Raw genomic sequence first — 23135 nt, 5'->3', positions numbered from 1 at the left:
ACCAACTGGTGCGGTTGTTCGATTATATAGCACAATCGCAACAAAATTGCGAGTCGCAGCTTGACAGGGTCTTTGGCAGCGCAAGTTTTGTGTCAAAACAGCGCCTAAATCGATGAATCAGTCGCCTTCGCCGGGCGCTTCGCTGAAGTATTTCTCGAATTTGCCCTTCATGCCCTTGTAGTCATCGGCATCGGCAGGCGGCTCTTTCTGGCTCGTGATATTGGGCCATTCCGCTGAAAGCTTGGTGTTGAGCTCAAGCCATTTTTCAAGACCATCTTCGGTATCGGGCAGGATCGCTTCTGCGGGACATTCAGGCTCGCATACGCCGCAATCGATGCATTCGCTCGGGTTGATGACGAGCATATTCTCGCCTTCATAAAAGCAGTCTACCGGACACACTTCGACGCAGTCGGTGTATTTGCATTTGATGCAGTCATCGGTGACGACGTAAGTCATGGAGAAAGGTCTTTCTTACGAACTCTATCTGTTTGCGGGGCTGCTAGGGCGGATTACCCAGCGCGGTCAAGCTCCAGATAATGTGTGCGAGCTTCATCTGCCGACCCGCGCCGCTCTGGCAGCGTGAGTATCTCGATAACCCGCACTTGGTTGCCAATTGCTAAAGTGAGCACATCGCCCGCTACCACATCGTGGGATCCTCGCAGCACATGCTTTCTATTGCAGCGTAAAGACCGCTTTGTGATCATCGCATCGGCGATCGACCGGGTTCTGGCAAACCTGAGATAGACCAGAAGCCGGTCGATCCGCATCAGCGCAAAAGATCAGCCAAAGCGTCGAATGCGCCGCTGGCCTTGGCGGGGCCGGTATCGGGTTTTTTCCCGCGACCGTGCTGGGGACGCCCTTTGCCATTGGGGCCTTTACTCTTGGCGCCTTTTCCGCGCGGACCCTTCGTATTCTGATTGGGTTTTCCGCCCCGCCTCCCCGGCGCGTTGTTGCGCTTGGGCCGCCAGACCCAACTGTCTTGCGCGGGCGGGCCGAAAGCGCCTTCCTCAAGCGCGCAGGCGCGCTGCACCCTGAAACCGGCAGCGCTCAGCAAACGGCGGGCATTGTCTTCTTCAAGCCCGATGGAGATTGGCAGCGCGAGGTCGAGTGCGAAATGCGGATGGCGCGGCTTTTTCTCGCTCTCACTGTCTTTGCTTTTGAGCTTCTCCTGCGCCTTGCCACGCGCATCAAAGGCCGAGCGGAAGATCTTTTCTGCCAGATCGACGCGAATTGCCTGCGTACCGGTACGGTCGATACCCAGCGGGAAGCTTTTTGCTTCAGGAATGACTGGGAGCATCCCTTCGTTGAGCGCGCGCTTATCTAAGCCGAGTTTGTGCAGCAACTGGCGCGGTGCAGGCTTGAGAAGCGGGTGCGCGAAAATGTCGAGCGATCCGAAAACCACCCCAAGTTTACGCAAAAACGGGCGCATTTCCTTGGGCAGATGCTGCAAGCCGGCCTGTTCGCGCGTTACGGCTCCGCGAGCGTCGATCAGAGTGTGCAGCAGAGCGCGCGCCTCAGACCCAGCCTCGGGATCGCGCGCAGCTTCGGCCAGTTTGCGCAAGGGCTCTAGCGGTTCAAGCTGCTGGGTGAGCCAGTCCGAAAGACCAGCCTCTAGCTTGGCCCTTGGTCCATCCGGCAGGAGCGAAATTTCCCGCGACAGATTGAGCCGCGGCGCAGCAAAGTCATCGGGCATTTCAATGTCGGCGAGCTTGCGATCTTGCCAGCGAATTGCGCCGCCCTTGATCTCGAGCTCTCCCATGCCCTCGGCAAGCAGCCAGTCGGCGCGCTGAGTCAGGATCGTCGGCAAAGCTTTCTCGCCAGCGGCAAGCAACATTTTGCGATCTGCAACTGTTGCATTGGGATCGACCGCGAAGCGAAAGCCGTCGAGGCGTCCGATGGCCTCACCTTCGACGCAGATCTGGCCATCCGGTTCCAGCGTCACTGGCAATTCACCTGCATTTTGGCCCAAAGACTTCATCAGTATTGTCGTCCTCCGATTGACGAATCGTTCGGTGAGCCGCCCATGCAGCGCATCCGATAACTTGGCTTCGACCGCGCGTGCCCGCGCAGCCATTTCATCACGTGCCAGCACCCAGTCCGGTACGCTGACAGATATAGGCCCAACTGCGGATCGCGGCGATGCGTCCCTGCAGCGTGTCGATATCGCCCTGCATTCGGTCCAGCTCAGCGATGCGCGCCGCGACATAATCCGCGCCGATATACCCCTCGGACAGATCTTGCCACAACCGCGCGACGAACCGCGCATGATTGTCAGGCCCGACCTGCCGGAAATCGGGCAGGCAGCAGGCCTCCCAGAAACGCCGCACTTGTCCGCTTCCGCTGACGCGCTCGCCAATGTCGTCTTCGGCGAGACGTTTGAGCACGGCGAGGTCGATTGCCCGCGGTGCGGCGGTCAGCACCTCTTCGTTTGGACGGCTTTCCAAGTCCTTGATTAGCGTTTTTACGCTGTCGAAGCGCGGCTCGGCCTCGCGCCAAAACAGTTTCGTGAGCGGCGCGAATTGATGCTCTTCGATCGCATAGATCTCTTCTTCGCTGAATTCGAGTGGAGCGCCGTCGCGCATTCCACCCCCGGTGAGCGTGCCGAACGTGCCGTCGGTCTGGTGGCGACCGGCCCGGCCAGCGATCTGCGCCATTTCCGCTGGGGTGAGCCGCCGTTTGCGTCGTCCGTCAAATTTGCCGAGTGCCGCGAATGCGACATGGTGCAGATCAAGGTTGAGACCCATACCAATTGCATCGGTGGCGACGATGTAATCCACCTCGCCATTCTGGAACAATTCGACCTGCTTGTTGCGCGTTTGCGGGGATAGCGCGCCCATTACCACCGCTGCACCGCCGCGAAACCGGCGAAGCATTTCGGCCATCGCGTAGACTTGCTCGACCGAGAAGGCGACCACCGCGCTGCGCGGAGGCAAGCGCGACAATTTGCACTCACCCGCGTGTGAAAGTGTCGAAAAGCGGGGGCGACTTTCAAGCTCCGCACCGGGGATCAGCTGTTTGACGATCGGTTCAAGTGTGGCTGAGCCCAGAATCATCGTTTCTTCCCGACCACGCGCATTCAGCAAGCGGTCGGTGAAGATATGCCCGCGTTCCGGGTCTGCTCCGATTTGCGCTTCGTCAATGCCGACAAAGGCGTGTCCGCCACCCAAGCGGTCCATTGCTTCCATCGTACAGCAGAAATAGCGCGCCTCTGGCGGCTCGATCCGCTCTTCGCCGGTGATCAGCGCGACCTGTTTGTCACCCTTGATTGCGCGCACCCGATCATAGACCTCGCGCGCCAAAAGCCGCAGTGGAAAGCCCATCATACCCGAGGAGTGCCCGCACATGCGCTCAATCGCGAGATGGGTTTTACCGGTGTTGGTCGGGCCAAGCACAGCGCGCACGCGGCCATTGTCCGAGAAGCTTCGAGTTTTCAGTGTCACGCTCAAGACTCTGTCACCCCCTTCGCCGCGCCGCAATGACAGACGGGAATTTGCATCGACAGGTTCTCCACAAGTCGTCGCTTGGAAGAGTCCATTGGTCGAAAGTTAAGACAGCATTTACTTTAATCGGGCATGGATTTCCGCCATTACGGCAACGGGGCACTTGCATTCCTATATGAGACCGGATTTGGATCACGCACGCGACATTGCTGACGGCGAAATGTCTGACGCTCCCGACGAATTGGGTGCTGATGCCGCGCGCGGCGTGTCTGATCGGAATGTTGAGTCCGAGCAGGAAGACTTGTTTGATTTGCTCGAGCGGCGCGTTGCCGAACAGCCCCGCAATGGCGCACAGGCAGCGAAAAAGCTGGTCGTGGCGCGCGTTAATGGTTGGTCACAGCGCTATGACGAATGGAAGTTCGGGATCGAGCAACGGCTCGCGGCGATAGATATTGCGCCCGATCTAGCGAGTGATATCGGCAGTCGCCGCTGGCTGCGCGGGCTTTTCACGATGATTGTGCTGGGAGCCGTCGCACTGGCTTTCTGGCCAAGCATGGGTCCGTTAGAAGCGCGCCCGGCGATGAACCTGGATGCGGCTGCCCGCGATGAATTGCGCAGCCAAATGATCATGCCGCTGGCGATGGGTGGAGACACCGGTACGGCGTATGAGCGCAACCGCCAACGTGATTCCTTTAAAAAGCGCACCTGAGCGTCCGCAGATCGAACTGGTTGCGACACTGGCCGAAGGTGACAGTTTTTCGACGATGCTCCGGCGCGCGGGGCTTTCGACAGGCGATATCAGCCGTGTGACTGCATTGATTTCGGGCGCGATGCCACTGAGCGAGATCGAATCGGGCACGCAAATGGATATCATCCTTGGCCGTCGAGCAGCCTCAGGCACTCCAAGACCGTTGGATGAATTGGCGTTTCGTGCGCGTTTCGACCTCGAATTGGCCGTGACACGCGAAAGCGGTCAATTGGCACTCCAACGCAAAATCATCCGCACTGACGAGACGCCGTTGCGTATTCGAGGACGGGTCGGCGAAAGCCTCTATCGCTCAATGCGCGCCGCAGGCGCTCCGGCCAGTGCGGTGCAGGATTATATCAAGGCGCTCGACAACCAGCTCGATATGGACCGCGAAGTCAGCGCAAGTGACGAATTCGATATGATCATCGCGTACCGCCGCGCGGCTACAGGTGAGCGTCAGGCGGGTAAGCTGATGTATGCTGGCATTGATCGTGGTGGAAAGCCGAAGACGCAGCTGATGCGCTGGGGGAGCGAAGGGCGATTCTATGAAGCCTCTGGTGTGGGCGAGCAGCGCGGCGGTCTGGTCGCGCCGGTGCCTGGTCCAGTATCCTCCCGCTTTGGTATGCGTCGCCATCCGATTCTCGGCTATCGTCGCTTGCACGCAGGAATGGATTTCCGCGCGCGCCACGGCACACCGATTGTGGCGGTGACCGATGGCCGCGTAACGTCAGCTGGGCGCGCTGGCGGATGCGGCAAGGCAGTACGCCTTAACCATGGCGGTGATCTTTCAACGCGATATTGCCATATGAGCAGGATAGCCGTGAACCGCGGAGAGAGCGTACGGCGCGGACAGGTTATCGGCTATGTCGGATCGACCGGCCTCTCAACCGGCCCGCACCTTCACTATGAAATGTATCGTGGTGGCCGGGCGATCAATCCGGCAAGCGTGAAGTTTGTAACCCGTGCGGAGCTATCAGGGCGCGAACTTGCTGATTTCCGCGCTGCGCTTGCGCGGTTGAAAACGGTCGCCCCGGGCGCCGCGCTTGAGGATCTTGAGCCGCTCACCAGCGAAGTCGAAGCGCCCAAGCGTGAAATCGAGAAGCTAGATAGCGCCAAAGAGGTCAGCTGAGCCTTTACGGCACGATCTCGGTCAGCGCGATTGCGCCGACTGACAATTTGCGGCAACACCGCTCGCCATGAGTGGCAGCTATCCGAACATCCGCCTGCGCCGCACCCGTGCGAGCGCCTGGAGCCGCAATCTGCACCGTCAAACGGTGCTCACAGCAGCGGACTTGATCTGGCCACTCTTCGTGACCGAGGGCGACGGTGTCGAGGAGCCAATCGCTACGCTTCCCGGCGTGTCGCGCTGGTCGGTCGATGGGATTGCCAAACGCGCGAAAGAGGCGGTCGACCTAGGTATCCCGGTTGTCGCGCTGTTTCCGAATACCCCGCACGACCGCCGCAGCGACGATGGCGGGGAAGCGCACAATCCAGACAATCTGATGTGCCGCGCGATCAAGGCTATCAAAGATGCTTGCGGCGACGATGTTGGCGTGCTGACCGATGTCGCACTCGACCCCTATACCAGCCACGGGCAGGATGGTCTGCTCGATGACACGGGCTATGTCGTGAATGACGAGACCGTGGCCGTGCTGGTCGATCAAGCGATCAACCAAGCGGAAGCGGGCGCAGACATTATCGCCCCATCGGACATGATGGATGGCCGCGTGCACGCGATCCGCATGGCGCTCGAAATGGGCGGGCATCACAACGTTCAGATCATGAGCTATGCCGCCAAATATGCGAGTGCATTTTACGGCCCGTTCCGCGATGCGGTCGGATCAGGCGGGCTGCTGAAGGGCGACAAGAAAAGCTATCAAATGGACCCGGCAAATTCCGACGAAGCGATGCGCGAAATCGCGCTCGACATTGCGGAGGGTGCCGACAGCGTGATGGTAAAGCCGGGCCTCGCTTATCTCGACATCATTTACCGCGCGCGTGAGGCATTTGACGTGCCGGTTTTCGCCTATCAGGTGAGCGGCGAGTACGCGATGATCGAAGCGGCTGAGGCGGCGGGCATTGGCGATCGCGACGCGTTGATGATGGAAAAGCTGATGGCATTCAAGCGAGCCGGCTGCTCCGGCGTATTGACCTATCATGCGCCGGTGGCGGCGCGGCTGCTAAATGGCTAAGCACGCTGCTTCATTTTGGCATGAGACAGAGCGTCTGATCCTGCGCGATTGGCGCGAGGATGATTGGGAGCCATTCTGGCACCACTGCAACACGCCTGCGGTGATGGAACATCTTGGCGGTGTCGCGGATGAGCCGACCAAGAGCGCAGCAAGCGAGCGCCTGGAAGGCTATCGCCGCAAGCACGGCCACACATTCTGGGTTTGCGAGCGCAAGCAGGACGGTGGTCACCTTTCCGGTGAATTGCTTGGTTTTTGCGGGCTGAAGAGATGCAATGACGAGGCAGGCCCCTTCGGCGATTTCGAGGCCGGATGGCGACTGCGCGAAGATGCCTGGGGCCACGGCTATGCAAAGGAAGCCGCCTTCGCGTCGCTCAAGCTCGGATTCGAGAGATTTGATGCTCCGCACATCATCGCGCTGACGGTTCAGGAGAACACGCCGAGCTGGGGCCTCATGAAGCGGCTAGGAATGGAGCGCCGCGAAGACCTTGATTTTGCGAGCACCCAGTTCGGGACCGAGGATGTTATCGTCTACTCAATCACCCGTGATCAATGGACGCGACAGAATGGGTGAGCTGGTTTTGACCACAGAAAGGCTGGAACTGCGACAGATCGGCGAGGATGATGTCGATGCACATTTGGAACACCTCAATTCTCCCTCAGTAATGGCGCGCTTGGGCGGGCCGCGCCCCCGCGAGAGTATCGTAGAAAAGCACGCCATGTCGCGCGCGAGCTTCGCCGAAGAGGGCTTTGGCTTTATGTTTGGCTATGAGCGCGAGACGGGCGAGCTCGTCGCGCATTGCGGGATGAAGCGCGTATCCAATCCGCTCTCGCCCAGCCTGGGCGATCATGAAATTGGCTGGCTGGTGCGCGAGGACCGGTGGCGCATGGGCTATGCGAAAGAGGCGATGGTTGCGGTGATCGATTGGGCGTTTGAAACCCACGGCGCTCCGCATCTGGTTGCTTTGACTAGCAACAGCAATGTCGGCAGCTGGAAGCTGATGGAGAAACTTGGCATGGTGCGGCGCGCGGATCTGGATTTCGATGATCCGTTCTTTTCTAGTCGAGGATAATCCGACGATTGTCTACAGTCTGACGCCCGAGCGGTGGGCGGACGCCAAAGCCAAGCTGCAAGCAAGAGGATAGCATAGATGTATCGACCCGGCGTGAACATCATTCCGATCCACGGCAAAACCCCGCGTATTCACGAAACTGCTTTTGTAGCTCCCGGGTCGACGATCATCGGCGATGTCGAGATCGGGCCGCACAGCTCGATCTGGTATAATTGTGTCGTGCGCGCCGACGTTTTCAAAATCCGCATCGGTGAACGCACCAATGTGCAGGATGGCAGCGTGCTCCATTGCGATCCGCCGCGCCCGGGCGACGAGGGCGGCTCGCCGCTGATCATCGGCGACGATGTGCTGATCGGTCACATGGCGATGGTCCATGGCTGCACCATCGAGGATCGGGGTTTTGTCGGCCTTGGTGCGATCGCGATGAACAAGTCGGTGATCGGATCTGACGCCATGCTGGCAGCGGGCGCGATGTTGACCGAGGGCAAGGTTATGGAGCCGCGTATGCTGTGGGCTGGCCGCCCTGCCAAGCCGATGAAAGAGCTATCCGACGCTGCGATTGCCGGGATGAAAATGGGCGTGGCGCACTACACCGAGAATGCGCGCCACCATGCAATCGCCGTGTTTGAGTGCGGTCTGAAATGACGAACGCGTTTATGCGCCCGTCTCAGGAAGATCGCATATATCTGAACATGTGCGGCACGAAGTCGGCTTTGCCGAGCTGAAGCCCCGCTTTGCGCAGGATCGAATAGGCTGCGGTCGTGTGGAAATAGTATTGGGGCAGAGCCCAATCGCGCACATACTCACCGGCGCTCAGGTCGAATGTCATTCCGTTGGGCAGTTCGAGCACAATCGCTTCGTCCGCGCTGATGAACTCGCGCGATGCCCATTCCTCGAGCTGATTCTTGGCCGTCGCGACCCATTCGCGCGCTTCAGCGAGAGTGGTTGGATTGTCCTCACGTGAGGTGAATTCGAGACCTGTCAGGCGCTGCAGAGCCTCGCCGGGCATGTTCACCAGGAAGCGTACCTGCACGCTCAGCGGATGCATATCCTCGGCGAGCCTTTCTTCAAGCAAGGCATCGCCGCGATCATCTTCGCTCGCCTTGACCAGCAAACCGTCCAGCACATTCAACATGTTCTGCCACGCAGGCAGAGTTTGATCCTTCAGAGACATCATAGAGCTCCCGTTTCTATTTGAAACTTAATAGCGGGAGCGATCAGGACTGCAACACTGAATACGCGTGGCCGTGTCGCATTCAGTCGCGGATCATCGCCCGCAAGCTCTCAATCCGGTCTGCTTCGTGCACCGGCTTGTCCCATCGGATGCGGTGGATCCGCGGAAAGCGCATGGCGAGGCCACTCTTGTGCCGTTTCGAGGTGTGGACGCTGTCAAAAGCGACTTCGAACACGAGAGTGCGCTCCACTTCTCGCACAGGACCAAAGCGATTGAGCGTCGTTTGGCGTACGAGCTTGTCGAGTTTCTTTAGCTCGGCATCGGTGAAGCCAGAATAGGCTTTGCCGACGGGTAACAGCTCAGCGCCTGCATCCGGATCGCCATCCCAACAACCAAATGTGTAGTCGGAGTAGAAGCTGGAGCGTTTGCCCGAGCCGCGCTGCGCGTACATCAGCACGCAATCCACCAATAGCGGGTCGCGCTTCCATTTGTACCAAAGCCCGACCTTGCGCCCCGCAATATAGGGGCTGTCCTTGCGCTTGAGCATCAGCCCTTCAATAGCGTCCTCGCGCGCGCCTTCGCGGATTTCGGCGAGATGTTCAAAATCGCGCGCTTCGACCAGGCTGGAAAGGTCGAAATGGCTCTCGGGCAGGCGCCTCATCAGCTTTTCGAGGGTTTTGCGCCGGGCGGTCCAGGGCTGCCCGCGCAAATCGTCACCTTCGAGCAGCATTACGTCATAGAGCCGGACAAAAGCGGGCAATTCGGCGAGCATCTTCTTTGAAACTTTTTTGCGACCGAGGCGCTGTTGCAGCGCGTTGAAGCTTGCCGCGCCGCCGGTTTCTCCGCCTTGAACGCTGCCGCGCACCATCAGCTCGCCATCGACCACGGCATCCATCGGCAGCACGTCGAGCAGTTCGGGGAAGGTGGCGGAAATGTCATCCCCGGAACGCGAATAAAGCCGCGTTTCGGGCAGCCCGTCGCCGTTTGTCACACGGACTAGCTGGATGCGAATACCGTCCCATTTCCACTCGGCAGCGAAACCCGCGAGATCGACTGTGCCATCTTCCAGCGGATGCGCCAGCATAAAGGGGCGAAACATGGGACGACCCATGATGTCGGGCGGATCAGCGCCGTCGGCGCCCCATGCGAAGAGTTCAGGGTATGGCGCGTCGAGCGCGTGCCAATATTCCTCGACCTCCTCGACTGACACGTCAAACGCCTGCGCAAAGGCTGTCTTGGCAAGCCGTGCGGAAACACCGATCCGCATGCCTCCAGTGGCAAATTTGATGAGCGCAAACCGCTCATTCTCCCGAAGGCGGTCGAGCAGTTTGGGCAATTCCGAAGGAGCAGTGTTGCGGGTGAGCGAGTTCAAGCTTTCGACCACTTCGGTCAGACTCGGCGCACTCTTCTCGGCTGCTGGATTGTCGGGCCACAGCAGGCTTGCGGTTTCCGCCGTGTCTCCGACGAAATCGCGGCTGAGCGACCAAAGGATCGGATCGACCCGTTCCTTCATCAGGTTGCGGATTGTGTTTGCCTTTACCGCTGGAAAGTCGAGTTCGCCGGTGAGCGCGGCCATCGCCCAGCCACGATCCGGGTCCGGCGTCTCGCGCAGATAATTGGCGATGAGCAACAGCTTGCGATTGCGGCTGGTGGTATAGACCAGCGCTTCAAGGAGTTTGGCAAACTCCTCCATTATTCGTCCTCATCCTCGCGCCCGACAAGCGCCAAGGCGCGCGCCTTTCGCTGGCCGAGTTCGCACCAGCGCAGCAAAGCTTCTTCGCGCCCATGCGTGATCCAGGTTTCGGTCGGATTTACCTCGTCGATGGTCTGGGTGAGCTCGTTCCAGTCGGCATGATCAGAAATAACGAGTGGCAGTTCGACGCCGCGCTGCCGGGCACGCTGGCGCACGCGCATCCAGCCGCTGGCCATTGCAGTGATCGGCTCGGGCAGGCGGCGCGACCAGCGATGATTGAGCGCCGAGGGTGGGCTGATCACGATGTGCCCGCGCATGTCGTCTTTCTCGGTATCCGCGACCAGCCGCAATTCGCCCAGATCAATGCCGTGCTCTTGATAGAGGCGACACATCTTCTCCATCGCGCCGTGCAGATAGATCGGCTCCGAATGTCCAGCCGCACGCAGCTCTGCGATTACCCTTTGCGCCTTGCCAAGGGCGTATGCACCGACCTGCACGCATTGATCGGGGTGATCGGTGCGCGCTTGGAGCAGTTTCGCCATTTCATCTTCGATCGGCGGGTGGGTGAAGACAGGCAGGCCGAATGTCGCTTCGGTGATGAAGACGTCGCACGGCGTGACTTCGAAGGGAGGACAAGTCGGATCGGCGCGGCGCTTGTAATCGCCGGTGATGATCACCCGCTCACCTGCATGCTCAAGAAGGATTTGCGCGCTGCCCAGCACGTGTCCGGCGGGTATATAGGTCGCTTCGACGCCGCCTTTCAGCTTCACCGTTTCGCCATATTGGACCGGCATCGCCTTGTGCGGGATTTCGCCCGCATCATCCTCCGCGCCGGTCCGATAGCGCAGCTCCATGATCGCGAGCGTTTCAGGCGTGGCGTACGTTTCGCCATGCCCGCCGCGCGCATGGTCGGCATGGCCGTGGGTGACGAGTGCACAGTCGACCGCGCGGCCCGGATCGACCCAGCAATCGGCCGGCACGATGTGAATGCCCCACGGCTCGGGGCGGATCCAGGAGAAGGGAGCACTCATTGATAAACCAACGAAAAGGGCGCCGATGGTATCCCACCAGCGCCCCTGATTGTGTGTCTAAGTTGCTCAGCTTTCGCCGTCGCCACCCTTGTCCAGCTTTCCGTCACCGTTATCCGAAGCTTCGGACTTGGCGTCGGTCGCAGCCTTTGGCGGAGATTTAGGCGCTGCTTTCTTCGCGGCAGGCTTTTTCTTCGCGGGCGGCTTGCGCTTAGGCTTAGTCTTGGGCGGCGCGGGCGTAAGCTCAAAGCTCGGCTTGCCGTCCTTGATGCTGACATGCACCTCGCCGCCATCTGCAAGCTTTCCGAACAACAGCTCTTCGGCGAGCGGCTGCTTGATCTTATCTTGCAGCAAGCGGCCCATCGGGCGCGCGCCATAGAGCTTGTCATAGCCCTTGTCCGCCAGCCATTCGCGCGCATCGCCATCAAATTGGATGTGCACGTTCTGCTCCGCGAGCTGCAGTTCAAGCTGAAGGATGAACTTGTCGACGACGCGGGCAACGGTGCTCTTGCCAAGATAAGCGAACGGCACGATCGCATCCAAGCGGTTGCGGAATTCCGGCGTGAACATCTTCTTCACGGCTTCCGACCCGGCATCTTCTTTCGACACATCGCCAAATCCGATGCCCTGACGCGCCATGTCAGAAGCGCCGGCATTGGTCGTCATGATGAGGACAACATTGCGGAAGTCGACCGTCTTGCCGTGATGGTCGGTCAGGCGTACCGTTATCCATCACTTGCAAAAGGATGTTGAACAGGTCCGGGTGCGCCTTCTCGATTTCGTCGAGCAGCAGCACACAATGCGGGTTCTGATCAACCGCATCGGTTAAAAGACCGCCCTGATCGTAACCAACATAGCCTGGAGGCGCACCAATCAAGCGCGATACGCTGTGGCGTTCCATATACTCGGACATGTCGAAACGCTTGAGCTCGATGCCCATGATCGAGGCGAGCTGACGCGCGACTTCGGTTTTACCCACGCCGGTCGGGCCGCTGAACAGGAACGAGCCAATCGGCTTGTCCGGATCGCGCAGACCTGCTCGGCTCAGCTTCATTGCGGTCGAGAGGCGATGGATCGCCTCGTCCTGACCGAACACAACATGCTTGAGGTCGCGTTCGAGGTTTTCGAGCGCTTTCTTGTCGTCCTTGCTGACCGATTTCGGCGGAATGCGCGCCATTGTCGCGATTACAGCTTCGATTTCCTTGGCCGTGATCTTCTTCTTGCGTCGGCTGGGCGGCACAAGCATTTGCATCGCGCCGACTTCGTCGATCACGTCGATCGCCTTATCGGGCAATTTACGGTCATTGATGTAGCGCGCCGACAGCTCAACCGCAGTTTTCAGCGCATCAGGTGTGTATTTTACATTGTGATGCTCTTCGAACGCGGTGCGCAGACCTTTCAGGATCTTGATCGTGTCTTCGACCGTCGGTTCATTCACATCGATCTTCTGGAAACGGCGCAGCAGCGCGCGATCCTTTTCGAAGTGGTTGCGGAATTCCTTGTAGGTGGTCGAGCCGACGCAGCGGATTGTCCCGCCCGACAGAGCGGGCTTCAAGAGGTTCGATGCGTCCATCGCGCCGCCGCTGGTCGCGCCCGCGCCGATCACTGTGTGGATTTCGTCGATGAACAGGATCGCATGCGGCATTTGCTCAAGCTCGGTCACGACCTGCTTCAAACGCTCTTCGAAGTCGCCGCGATAACGCGTGCCAGCGAGCAGCGCGCCCATGTCGAGTGAATAGATCACTGCTTCGGCAAGCACTTCAGGCACATCGCCTTCGACGATTTTGCGTGCGAGCCCCTCTGCAATCGCGGTTTTACCGACTCCGGGATCGCCAACATAAAGCGGGTTGTTCTTGCTACGACGACACAGAATCTGAACTGTGCGATCAACTTCCGGTCCGCGGTACGATCAGCGGGTCAATCCGGCCAGACTCTGCCTTGGCGTTGAGATTGACGGTGAACTGGTCGAGCGCAGTCTCTTTTTTCGATCCGCCATCCTTGGATTGCTCGCTGCCATCGGCTGGCGCTTCTTCGGAGCCTTGTGGGGCTTTCGATTCCAGCTGGCGTCCGCCTTTTCCAATGCCGTGGCTGATATAGCTTACGGCATCGAGGCGACTCATATCCTGCTGTTGCAGGAAATAGACCGCATAGCTGTCCCGCTCGGAGAACAGCGCCACCAGCACATTCGCGCCGGTCACTGTGTCCTTTCCCGAGGATTGGACGTGCAGGATCGCGCGCTGAATTACACGCTGAAAGCCCGCGGTGGGCTGCGGATCAGCGTCTTCCTCGGTCTTAAGCGACTGATACTCCTGATCGAGATATTGCTTCACGACCTCGCCCAGCTCGGCAAGATCAACCCCGCAGGCTGCCATCACCTGAGCAGCATCCTCATCATCGATCAGCGCGAGCAGCAAATGCTCAAGCGTCGCATATTCGTGCCGCCGCTCCGACGCGTGGCCAAGAGCGTTGTGCAGAGTGCGTTCGAGGTTTTGGGCAAAACTAGGCATGTATTAGGTCTCTAACAGGAAAGTGTGCGGATGTTCGCTAAAGGGAAGAGTAAAGGCGGAGGTAAGGCAGGTTCCCGATCTATATGGGAGCCCAGCGCGCGATTGCGAATCTGAATTTTGAGAGCGGTGCGCACTCATGATGCCGGCTTCTTAAACAGGGCATCGGCGGCAGCCATATGCGCAGCCGTTTTGTCGCGGTGCGTCTTAACCCGGCTGATTTCCGCCTCCAGCAATTCGACACGTTCGTCGAGCTCGCTTTGCGAATAGGGTGAAAGATCTTCGCCGGCGAGCTTGCTGGCTGCGTCTCCCTTTGGGCGGGGGCGATCTTCGTCTTCCATCACAAGTCACAACATCGCAAGCGGATCGGCTTGCTGTCAATGCGCCGCAGCGTTAATCACGCTCAATATCGACCAAGTGAGCGCGGTTGATAGCGAAATGGGGGCTTTTCATGGACGAAACGGCCATGGCAGACGACGCTGCGACGATCCCGGCGACAATGCACGCGATTGGATTTGCAAAGCCGGGCGGGCCTGATGTGCTTGGCCTGGAACAGGTAGATGTGCCGGAACCCGGCACAGACGATGTGTTGATCCGCGTCGCCTATGCCGGCGTAAATCGCCCCGACTGCATCCAGCGCGCGGGTCATTATCCGGCGCCGCCGGGCGCTTCGCCGATCCTTGGCTTAGAGGCGTCGGGTGAAGTGGTCGCTATCGGCGCGAATGTGCCGCGCGAAATACTTGGTAGCCGGGTTGCGGCACTCACACCGGGCGGCGGCTATGCGCAGTTCTGCACCGCGCCATGGCAGCACTGCCTTCCGGTGCCTGACGAAATGCCGCTCAAGCAGGCGGCGGCTCTGCCCGAGACGCTCTTCACCGTTTGGCACAATGTGTTCGAGCGCGGACTGGCCGCAGATGGTGACACGTTGCTGATCCATGGCGGCACATCCGGCATCGGGACAATGGCGATCATGCTCGCCAAGGCATTCGATATCCGCGTAATCGTAACTTGCGGTGATGATGCAAAATGTCAGGCTGCGCGCGAAGTCGGCGCGGATCACGCGATCAATTACCGCGAAGCAGATTTTGTCGAGGTGGTGAAAGAGATAACCGGCGGCAAGGGCGTGAACGTCGTGCTCGACATGGTTTCAGGCGATTATGTCGCGCGCAATCTCAAATGCCTCGCCGAAGATGGACGGCACGTCACGATTGCGGTGCTGGGCGGCGCAAAGGCTGATATCAATATGGCCTTTGTCATGATGCGACGCCTGACGCTGACCGGATCGACATTGCGCCCGCGTTCGGACGCATTCAAAGCCGCGCTTGCCGATGAAATCTCGCGCCACGCCTGGCCGCTGTTCACAAATGGAGAGCTGGCACCCATCATGGACCAAACTTTCCCGCTGGCCGAGGCAGCCGCAGCCCATGCCCGCATGGAAGCGGGCGAGCATATAGGAAAAATCGTGCTAAAGGTCTCTGATGTCTGAGCATTACATTCTTCACGAAGATCCCTGCAGCGGCAATTGCTACAAGATCAAGCTGACAGCCGCTCTGCTCGATATTCCGCTTGAGACGAAGCAGTACAACATTCTGGAAGGCGAAACCCGGACTGAAGAATTTCTGGCGAACGTCAATCTGAACGGTCGTATTCCCGTCCTGCAAATCGGCACTGGCGATGACGCGCGCTTTCTGCCCGAAAGCAATGCAGTGTGCTGGTATTTAGCGCACGGATCTGAGCTCATTCCGGACGATCGGATGGCGCAGGCTGATATGCTACGCTGGATGTTCTTTGAGCAATACAATCACGAGCCCAATGTCGCGACCTTGCGGTTCTGGATGAAGTTTGTGGGTGAAGCCAATCTGTCTGAGCGGCAGCGCGGGCAGATCGAAATGAAACGCGAGGCGGGACAGGACGCATTGCGAGTGATGGACGAACATCTTGCGGATCGCACGTACTTATGTGGTGACGCGTTGACCCTCGCAGATATTGCGCTGTTTCCGTACACGCACTTGGCAGAGGAAGGCGGCTTTGCGCTGCGAGCCGTTTCGCAATGTCAGAGCCTGGATCAGCCGCATCGAGGCGCTGCCCAAATTCGTCCCTATGGACTGATGGTGGCGCGTTCGTCTCGGAGATACGCCTTCGCGCTTGCCGAATCCGGCGCTCTCGCCTATCTACGCTAACGCAATGGCCGCTCCGCAAGGGGTGGCCCTTTTAATTTCATGATCCTTTCATGACCTGATGGAGTCTACCCATGGCCAAAGCGCCGACGGAACAACCAAAGCCGCTGATGCCGCATGCGACCGCCACCTGGCTGGTCGATCACACCGGCCTGTCTTTCGAACAGATCGCCGAGTTTTGCGGCCTTCACCTGCTCGAAGTGCAGGCGATGGCAGACGATCTTGCTGGCAGCAAATACACCGGACGTGACCCGGTTCATGCTGGCGAATTGACGCAGGAAGAGATCGAAAAGGGTCAGGCCGACAGCGAATATTCGCTCGTCATGCAAAAGGCTCCGGTTGAAGTCACCCGCACCAAGGGCCCTCGCTACACGCCGGTCTCCAAGCGTCAGGACAAGCCTGATGGGATCGCGTGGATCCTGCGCAGCCACCCGGAAGTGTCGGACGCGCAAATCTCAAAGCTGATCGGTACGACCCGCAACACGATCGGCGCGATTCGTGAGCGCACGCACTGGAACATCCAGAACATTCAGCCGAAGGACCCAGTGACTTTGGGCCTGTGTTCGCAGCGCGAGCTTGATGCTGTCGTTGCCAAGGCCGCGAAGCGCGCTGGCGTGGTTGAAGAGGCGCCGGTAGCCGAAGATGGCGATACGCGTTCGGATAAGGATAAGCTCATCGAAGAGCTCCGCGCCGAGCGTGAGGCAAATGCCAAAGCAGCCGCCGAAGCCGCGCAGGAAGCCGAAGCGGAAGCCTGGCTCGCCGCCAAGCGTGATGCAGAGGAAAACGGCACCGAGGCCGATGCCGCTGCGCCAAGCGAAGATGGCGATCAAAACGCCTGAAAGCTGATCGGCGCCTAAGCGTAAGAACAATCTAGAAAGCCGCTCTCGGAATCATCCGGTGAGCGGCTTTTTGTTGTGTGCGCCATCGCGGTACAACCTTGTGAAAAGCACACGTCGCTCGACGAACAGCGCTTGTGCACGGGAAAATGATGCGCCATGCTATTAACATGAGTGTTAGTAGCGCCCCCTATCATCACCCAACGCCTTGGGACACGCAATTCGAATTGATGAGCTTGCCCGACATGCTCGAGCGCTCGACCACCTCGGCACCTGACGCGCCTTTGCTGCATTTCCTTGGGCGCACTTATTCCTACAAGGAAATCTATTCCGAAGCCCGACGCTTTGCCGCAGGCCTGATTGCGATGGGCATCAAGAAGGGCGACCGTGTCGGCCTTTTCTTGCCCAACGTCCCGATTTACGCCTCGGCCTACTACGGCGCGATGATGGCAGGTGCGGTGGTGGTCAATTTCTCGCCGCTTTACTCGGTCGAAGAACTGGAATGGCAGGTTGAGGATTCGGGCACGCGTGTGCTGGTCACACTGGGCGTGCCAGAGCTTTACGAGACCGCTGCAAAGGTGCTGACCGGATCCCGCCTCGAGACGCTGATCGTCGGCTCCCTGCCCGATATGCTGCCGCGCCTGAAGGGCTTGGCGCTTAAGGTCCTCGGTACCGCAGCAAACTCGCCAAAGTGAATTATGGGAATGCCATTCGGGCGTGGAACGATGTTTTGGGTGAGGCGACAGGAGATCTACCCGCGATTGATGCGGCAGAAGATCTTGCCTTGCTCCAATATACTGGCGGAACGACCGGTCGGCCAAAGGGCGCGATGCTCGGCCATTCACAACTGGTGATGAACGCACAGCAAACCGCTTCGATCAACCCGTTTGGCAAGGGGTCGGACGAAGTCTTCATGGGCGCACTGCCCTTCTTCCACGTTTTCGCCAACACCGCGCTGCTCAACCACGCGGTCGCGAGCGGCGCTTCGATTGCAATCGTGCCCCGTTTTGAGGCCAAACAGGTCTTGCAGACCATCCAGAAGTACAAAACGACTGGCTTTCCCGGCGTGCCGACTATGTTTCAAGCGCTGCTCGATCATCCCGATCTGGCCAAAACCGATGTGTCCTCGCTGAAGGTCTGCATTTCTGGCGGAGCGCCAATGCCAGCCCCTGTGCACACAAAGTTTGAAGAAGTTACCGGCATCCGCGTCTGCGAAGGCTATGGCCTGACGGAGAGCTCAGGAGTCGTCTCGGCAAACCCCTATGTTGGCGTGCGCAAGAAGGGCACGATTGGCCAGGTTGTGCCGGGCACAGAGATTTTGCTGCTCGATAAGGAAGACCCGACCAAACTTGCGCCTGAGGGCCAGCCGGGAGAGCTGGTCATCCACGGACCGCAGGTTATGCGCGGCTATTGGAAGCGCCCCGATGCCGCGGCTAGTACTTTTGCTGAACACAACGGCAAAAAATGGTTACGCACGGGCGATGTTGCGACGCTGGATGAGGACGGTTTCCTCAAGATCGTCGACCGGATCAAGGACATGATTGCCGTCGGCGGTTTCAAGGTCTTTCCGAGCCACGTCGAAGACGTGGTGCTGCAGCACGAAGCGGTTAAAGAGGTGCTCGTGATCGGCGTGCCTGATGATTACAAAGGCGAGGTGCCGCGCGCCTATGTCACCGTTAATGAGGGGAGTGACACGTCCGCCGAGGATCTGCGCGATTGGCTCAACAGCCATGTCGGCAAGCACGAGCGGGTCGATGAAGTGGTCATCCGCGACGAATTACCCAAAACCATGATCGGGAAGCTCGACCGCAAAGCTCTTCGCGCCGAGGTCCTTTAACACGCGCAAAGAAAAAGCCGCCGACCTGCGTCAGCGGCTCTTTCTTTTGAGATCACGCAAGTGGCTTACTGGGCGATCTTGAGCTGCGGCTCGTCATCGCCCTTCGGCGTGGTCTCGTTTCCCTTAGGCGCTGCCGCAGCAGGCTTTGCCTCTGGCTTGCGGCGATCATTCGGCGCGAAGCGGCCATCGACCTGAGCACCCTGCTCAATCGTCAGCGCATCATAATGAACGTCGCCTTCGATCTGCGCGCTCTTCAGGATCACGAGTTCGCGAGCCGTGATGGAACCGGTAACCCGCCCAGAAAGCCGTGCGGTTTCCGCCTTAATTCCGCCGGTTACATGCGAGCTTTCGCCTTGAACCAGCGATGTGCACTTGATGTCACCCTCTACCGCGCCGTCGACATGTAGGTCAGCCGAAGCCGAAACATTGCCTTTGATCGCAACGTCTGAGCCGATCACAGAAAAGGTTGAGGAGTTGGAAGACATAGATTTTCCCTGAGAACGTTTGGGTGGGCTGGGTGGCGGTGCGGCGGGATCACTGGGTTCCGCGGGCTTCTTTGAGAACATTGGGTGCGGTCTCCAGAAATGGGCGCGGGTTCACCGCGCGGTTGTTGATACGTACTTCGAAGTGCAAATGCGGTCCGGTCGAACGGCCGGTGCTGCCGAGCGCGCCGATGAGGTCTCCCGCGTCGACCGCTTGGCCGACCTGCGCGGTGAGACGCGACATGTGAGCATAGCGGGTCATCATGCCATTGCCGTGCTCAATCTCAACGGTCTTTCCATAGCCAGACTTCCAGCCTGCGAATGATACTCTGCCCTTGGCGGCAGCATAAATGTCGGAGCCAGACGGACCTTTGAAGTCGAGCCCGCTGTGCATCGCGCCGCCGCCGTTGAACGGATCACGGCGATAACCGAAGCCTGACGATTCCCGTGTTACCGCGGTATTTGTTGGCGTGAACTGCGGAACCGAGTCCAGTCCGCGCTCGAGCGCAGCCATACGAGCGAGGCTCATGCCGAGACGTTCAAACCGCGGGTCAATGCTGCCGTCGGCTGAAGTTGCGAGCAGCTCCAGTGGACCGCCCATCGCGTCCAGATCGGCTTTGCGGACCATAGCATCGGGATTGAGGCCCAGTTTGCGTAGCGCTTGTTCAGCGCGTTTTGCGCGGTCGTCAGCAAAGCGAGTGACGCGCTCTACATAGGCAAGCTGGCGCGCTTCGATCCGTGCAAGTTCCGCTGCCTCTGGAAAAGAAACGCTAACCTTTTCGATCATTTCCGACGCTTCCGAAGAAGAGTCGGTCACCGTGCCATTGGCGTCTTTCACATCGGCAGGCAATGCTTCGGTCATTTGCTCAATGAAATCCTGACGCTTAGTCAGGTCTTGAGCGACCGCATCAAGATCATCGCCATAAGTATCCAAACGCTCTTGAGCGGTGGCAACCTTGGCTGCGTTTTCTAGCAATGAGAGACGGTCAGCGTCGGCCTGGTATTTGGACCAAGCCATCGCAGACATAGTGACGCCCCATCCGAGGATGAGCGCAACAATCGTAGCCGCAGCAATTTTCTGCATGCGCGAGGTAATGGTGATGAAGCGGACCTGACCCTGCGAGCGCATAAAAAACTCGCGGTCTGGAAACCACTCCTGCAACCGCTCCCGCCAGCTGCTGGTGGAACCTTCGTTTTGCAAGGCGAACCCTTTTTGTGTTTTTGCCCCAATTTCGTCTGAGGCGGGCTATCAAGGGAATCGCCGCAGGTCGAATCTAAGTGTTAACGGACCCGCTGAGTCGAAACTGCGACGGGACGAACGGTTCATATGGGTGCAATATTGCGCAAAAAATGCAAAAAAATGCAAATCTGCGCAACGCCGGAAGGGCCGAATCAGCGCTGGTTTGCGTTGGCGCTGACAGCTCTGAAATGCGCTGCTAAGGCCGCCTAGAAATGAACATGCAAACCCCTCCAAAAATCGACGCCAGGTCTCTGGTCGCGCAGCTCGCAGCTGATGGGCGATCGGCTCAGCGCCAGCTTGCAATAATGTCCAGCGAAGACCGCGCAAAAGCGCTCCATATGGCAGCGGAACATTTGAGTCGTGACGCCGCAGCTATTCTGGAGGCGAACGCGAAGGATATGGCGGCAGGGAAGGATGCAGGGCTTTCGCCCGCCATGCTTGATCGCCTGCTACTTGATGAGGCGCGTCTTGAAAGCATCGCAGCAGGCGTTGAAGCGGTGGCGGATTTGCCTGACCCGGTCGGTCAGATCATCGATGAAACCAGGCCGCCAAACGGCCTAAAATTGTCGCGTATTCGCGTGCCGATCGGTCTGATCGGCATCATTTACGAAAGCCGCCCCAATGTAACGGCAGATACGGCGGCTTTGTGCGTGCGCTCCGGCAATGCGGTGTTGCTGCGTGGCGGCAGCGAGGCGGTGCATTCCAATCGCGCCATCCATGCTGCTTTGAGGTCAGGCTTGACCGAAGGCGGGGTGTCTGCCGCTGCAGTGCAATTGATGCCAACGCAGGATCGCGCTGCCGTCGGGGAAATGCTGCAGGCGCACGGCGCAATCGACATGATCATTCCACGCGGCGGGCGCGGCCTCGTCGAGCGTGTGCAAAAAGACGCGCGTGTGCCCGTGCTCGCGCATCTCGACGGGATTTGTCACACCTATGTGCATTCGGCGGTCGATCCGGCGATGGCGCGAGAAATCGTGGTCAACGCCAAAATGCGCCGCACTGGCATCTGCGGCGCGATGGAGACTTTGCTCATTGATGCGAATTTCAGCGACGCCAACGCGCTCCTTTCATCCTTGATCGAGGCAGGCTGCGAGGTGCGCGGCGATGAACGGATTGCGGCTCTCGACGAACGCGTGAGATCTGCCGAACCCGCCGATTGGGACACTGAATATCTCGACTCGGTCGTCTCGGTGGCAATGGTCGATGACGTCAATGCGGCGTTCGCCCATATCGCCGAGCATTCGAGTGCGCACACCGACGCGATCATCACCGATGATGATGGCGTGGCGCAGAAATTCTTAGCCTGTGTCGACAGTGCCATTGTGATGCATAACGCCTCGACCCAGTTCGCTGATGGAGCGGAATTCGGGCTTGGGGCAGAAATTGGCATCGCCACCGGGCGCTTGCATGCTCGCGGACCCGTCGCCTTGGAAGGGCTGACGACCTACAAATGGCTGGTGCGCGGCTCGGGTCAGGCACGTCCTTGAGCAAACCGCCCATTCGCACTGGGCTGCTCGGTGGCAGCTTTAATCCCGCGCATGGCGGGCATCGGCGGATTACGCTTTTTACCATGGATGCGCTCGCTCTAGACGCGGTTTGGTGGCTGGTTTCCCCGGGAAACCCACTGAAACCGCGCAAAGGGATGGCGCCGCTCAATGCCCGACTCAAATCGGCTGAACGGCAGGCACGCCGCGCCCCGATCGTCCCGACCGCGATTGAGCAGTACCTCGGAACCCGCTTTACAATCAACACATTACGGGCGCTTAAGCAGCGTTATCCAAAGCGGCAATTCGTTTGGCTAATGGGGTCCGACAACCTCGCCCAATTCCACAAATGGAAAGCTTGGCGCGATATTGCGCGCACAATGCCGATTGCAGTCATTGCAAGGCCCGGCTATGAAGGTGCCGCAATGGCGAGCCCCGCCATGGCCTGGCTCAGGCGCTATTCCGCATCTGTGTCCAGCTTTCGAGAACGGGGGCGATGGAGCGCACCGGCACTGGTGTTATTGCGTTTCGATCCTGATCCAAGGTCGGCCACGGCGATCCGCCGCGCCAATGCGGATTGGGCGCAGCAATATACTGGCCAAAGCGCGCGAGACCGGCTGACATTCAGACGGGTTCATTCATCGGAGGGAATATGAGGCGCATGCGAAGCGTTTCATCTCCCGCATTTTACTTCCCCACAATCTGGAGACCTATGATTGCCTATGACACAGGCACACATCTTGTCGGCTGCGCCAGGCGCAGCGCCTCATGCGATCGGGTCAGCTGATATGGCTGATCATGATCTGCACGCGCTGGTGATGGCTCAGCTTGACGATGATCAAGCACAGGAAATTGTTTCGATCCCGCTGGAGGGCAAGAGCTCGATTGCCGATTACATGGTGATCGCATCCGGGCGCTCGACCCGACAAGTGGCTTCGATGGCGCAGAAACTTGCTGAGAAGGTGAAGCAGGCTGGCTTTGGTTCGGCGCGGATCGAAGGTTTGCCAGCGGCTGATTGGGTTCTGATCGATGCGGGCGATGTGGTGGTGCATTTGTTCCGCCCGGAAGTGCGCAGCTTCTACAACCTTGAGCGCATGTGGGCGTTTGACGGCAGCGAAGCAGCCGCGTCATAGTTTTCTGCACCCCATCCGGGGTGCGAACTCCTCAGGCCTAGCGGCCTTGCGGGCGGGCGGTCGCCCTTGCAGCCAGCTGCGCTGGCTGTGCTCCGCG

Annotated in this window: 20 protein-coding genes and 3 pseudogenes; 13 read left to right on the top strand and 10 right to left on the bottom strand. The window is 59.1% G+C overall.

Going from position 1 to position 23135, the window contains the following annotated elements:
* Positions 1-117 precede the first annotated feature (117 nt).
* From fdxA to ACZ1GU_RS00410, 3 genes and pseudogenes are all read right to left on the bottom strand, one after another.
* The gene (fdxA, locus tag ACZ1GU_RS00420; protein WP_472646179.1) at positions 118-456 is read right to left on the bottom strand and encodes a ferredoxin FdxA; all 339 of its coding nucleotides are present in this window, start codon (positions 454-456) and stop codon (positions 118-120) included.
* 53 nt (positions 457-509) lie between these two features.
* Positions 510-767, bottom strand: a complete 258-nt coding sequence (locus ACZ1GU_RS00415; RefSeq protein WP_472646178.1) for a S4 domain-containing protein — start codon at positions 765-767, stop codon at positions 510-512.
* Positions 767-3344, bottom strand: a pseudogene (locus ACZ1GU_RS00410) (helicase-related protein). Before ACZ1GU_RS00410 ends, ACZ1GU_RS00415 begins: the two are co-directional and overlap by 1 nt.
* A gap of 271 nt (positions 3345-3615) precedes the next feature.
* Between ACZ1GU_RS00410 and ACZ1GU_RS00405 the strand changes: the two are divergent.
* From ACZ1GU_RS00405 to ACZ1GU_RS00380, 6 genes are all read left to right on the top strand, one after another.
* Entirely contained in the window at positions 3616-4149 is a 534-nt protein-coding gene (locus ACZ1GU_RS00405) for a hypothetical protein (protein WP_472646177.1), read from the top strand.
* Positions 4124-5317, top strand: coding sequence for a peptidoglycan DD-metalloendopeptidase family protein (locus tag ACZ1GU_RS00400; RefSeq protein ID WP_472646176.1), 1194 nt, complete (start codon positions 4124-4126; stop codon positions 5315-5317). Before ACZ1GU_RS00405 ends, ACZ1GU_RS00400 begins: the two co-directional genes overlap by 26 nt.
* Positions 5318-5384: 67 nt before the next feature.
* Positions 5385-6380: a porphobilinogen synthase gene (hemB, locus tag ACZ1GU_RS00395; protein ID WP_472646175.1), complete on the top strand. Its 996-nt coding sequence runs from the start codon at positions 5385-5387 to the stop codon at positions 6378-6380.
* Positions 6373-6951, top strand: a complete 579-nt coding sequence (locus tag ACZ1GU_RS00390) for a GNAT family N-acetyltransferase (protein WP_472646174.1) — start codon at positions 6373-6375, stop codon at positions 6949-6951. Before hemB ends, ACZ1GU_RS00390 begins: the two co-directional genes overlap by 8 nt.
* Positions 6944-7450, top strand: coding sequence for a GNAT family N-acetyltransferase (locus ACZ1GU_RS00385; RefSeq protein ID WP_472646173.1), 507 nt, complete (start codon positions 6944-6946; stop codon positions 7448-7450). The genes ACZ1GU_RS00390 and ACZ1GU_RS00385 overlap by 8 nt, the downstream gene beginning before the upstream one ends.
* 78 nt (positions 7451-7528) lie before the next feature.
* Positions 7529-8095: a gamma carbonic anhydrase family protein gene (locus ACZ1GU_RS00380; RefSeq protein WP_472646172.1), complete on the top strand. Its 567-nt coding sequence runs from the start codon at positions 7529-7531 to the stop codon at positions 8093-8095.
* A gap of 22 nt (positions 8096-8117) precedes the next feature.
* Here ACZ1GU_RS00380 and ACZ1GU_RS00375 read toward each other — a convergent pair whose 3' ends face one another.
* The 5 genes and pseudogenes from ACZ1GU_RS00375 to ACZ1GU_RS00355 all read right to left on the bottom strand — a co-directional run bounded on the left by ACZ1GU_RS00375 (position 8118) and on the right by ACZ1GU_RS00355 (position 14190).
* Positions 8118-8627, bottom strand: a complete 510-nt coding sequence (locus ACZ1GU_RS00375; protein WP_472646171.1) for a DUF1993 family protein — start codon at positions 8625-8627, stop codon at positions 8118-8120.
* Between the two features lie 79 nt (positions 8628-8706).
* Positions 8707-10317, bottom strand: a complete 1611-nt coding sequence (locus ACZ1GU_RS00370; RefSeq protein ID WP_472646170.1) for a cisplatin damage response ATP-dependent DNA ligase — start codon at positions 10315-10317, stop codon at positions 8707-8709.
* Positions 10317-11348, bottom strand: a complete 1032-nt coding sequence (locus tag ACZ1GU_RS00365; RefSeq protein WP_472646169.1) for a ligase-associated DNA damage response exonuclease — start codon at positions 11346-11348, stop codon at positions 10317-10319. The genes ACZ1GU_RS00370 and ACZ1GU_RS00365 overlap by 1 nt, the downstream gene beginning before the upstream one ends.
* A gap of 66 nt (positions 11349-11414) precedes the next feature.
* Positions 11415-13852, bottom strand: a pseudogene (gene clpA / locus ACZ1GU_RS00360) (ATP-dependent Clp protease ATP-binding subunit ClpA).
* A gap of 134 nt (positions 13853-13986) precedes the next feature.
* The gene (locus ACZ1GU_RS00355) at positions 13987-14190 is read right to left on the bottom strand and encodes a DUF1192 domain-containing protein (protein ID WP_472646168.1); all 204 of its coding nucleotides are present in this window, start codon (positions 14188-14190) and stop codon (positions 13987-13989) included.
* A gap of 110 nt (positions 14191-14300) precedes the next feature.
* Between ACZ1GU_RS00355 and ACZ1GU_RS00350 the strand changes: the two genes are divergently transcribed.
* The 4 genes and pseudogenes from ACZ1GU_RS00350 to ACZ1GU_RS00335 all read left to right on the top strand — a co-directional run bounded on the left by ACZ1GU_RS00350 (position 14301) and on the right by ACZ1GU_RS00335 (position 18699).
* Complete coding sequence (locus ACZ1GU_RS00350; protein ID WP_472646167.1) at positions 14301-15335, top strand: NAD(P)H-quinone oxidoreductase; 1035 nt, start codon at positions 14301-14303, stop codon at positions 15333-15335.
* On the top strand, positions 15328-16029 hold the full coding sequence (locus tag ACZ1GU_RS00345; RefSeq protein ID WP_472646166.1) for a glutathione S-transferase family protein: 702 nt from the start codon (positions 15328-15330) through the stop codon (positions 16027-16029). The genes ACZ1GU_RS00350 and ACZ1GU_RS00345 overlap by 8 nt, the downstream gene beginning before the upstream one ends.
* Before the next feature lie 71 nt (positions 16030-16100).
* Positions 16101-16865, top strand: a complete 765-nt coding sequence (locus ACZ1GU_RS00340; protein WP_472646165.1) for a cell cycle transcriptional regulator TrcR — start codon at positions 16101-16103, stop codon at positions 16863-16865.
* A gap of 167 nt (positions 16866-17032) precedes the next feature.
* Positions 17033-18699 (top strand): annotated as a pseudogene (locus tag ACZ1GU_RS00335) (long-chain-fatty-acid--CoA ligase).
* Between the two features lie 65 nt (positions 18700-18764).
* Here the strand turns inward: ACZ1GU_RS00335 and ACZ1GU_RS00330 are convergent.
* Positions 18765-19184, bottom strand: a complete 420-nt coding sequence (locus ACZ1GU_RS00330; protein WP_472646164.1) for a bactofilin family protein — start codon at positions 19182-19184, stop codon at positions 18765-18767.
* 49 nt (positions 19185-19233) lie between these two features.
* Entirely contained in the window at positions 19234-20382 is a 1149-nt protein-coding gene (locus ACZ1GU_RS00325) for a M23 family metallopeptidase (RefSeq protein WP_472646163.1), read from the bottom strand.
* A gap of 251 nt (positions 20383-20633) precedes the next feature.
* Between ACZ1GU_RS00325 and ACZ1GU_RS00320 the strand changes: the two genes are divergently transcribed.
* From ACZ1GU_RS00320 to rsfS, 3 genes are all read left to right on the top strand, one after another.
* Complete coding sequence (locus tag ACZ1GU_RS00320; RefSeq protein WP_472646162.1) at positions 20634-21908, top strand: glutamate-5-semialdehyde dehydrogenase; 1275 nt, start codon at positions 20634-20636, stop codon at positions 21906-21908.
* Complete coding sequence (locus tag ACZ1GU_RS00315) at positions 21872-22561, top strand: nicotinate-nucleotide adenylyltransferase (protein WP_472646161.1); 690 nt, start codon at positions 21872-21874, stop codon at positions 22559-22561. Before ACZ1GU_RS00320 ends, ACZ1GU_RS00315 begins: the two co-directional genes overlap by 37 nt.
* A 66-nt stretch (positions 22562-22627) precedes the next feature.
* Complete coding sequence (gene rsfS / locus ACZ1GU_RS00310; protein ID WP_472646160.1) at positions 22628-23038, top strand: ribosome silencing factor; 411 nt, start codon at positions 22628-22630, stop codon at positions 23036-23038.
* Positions 23039-23135: the final 97 nt, after the last annotated feature.

The sequence above is a fragment of the Erythrobacter sp. HA7-11 genome (genome assembly GCF_055693605.1).
This window is presented reverse-complemented; position numbering and strand designations above follow the sequence as displayed.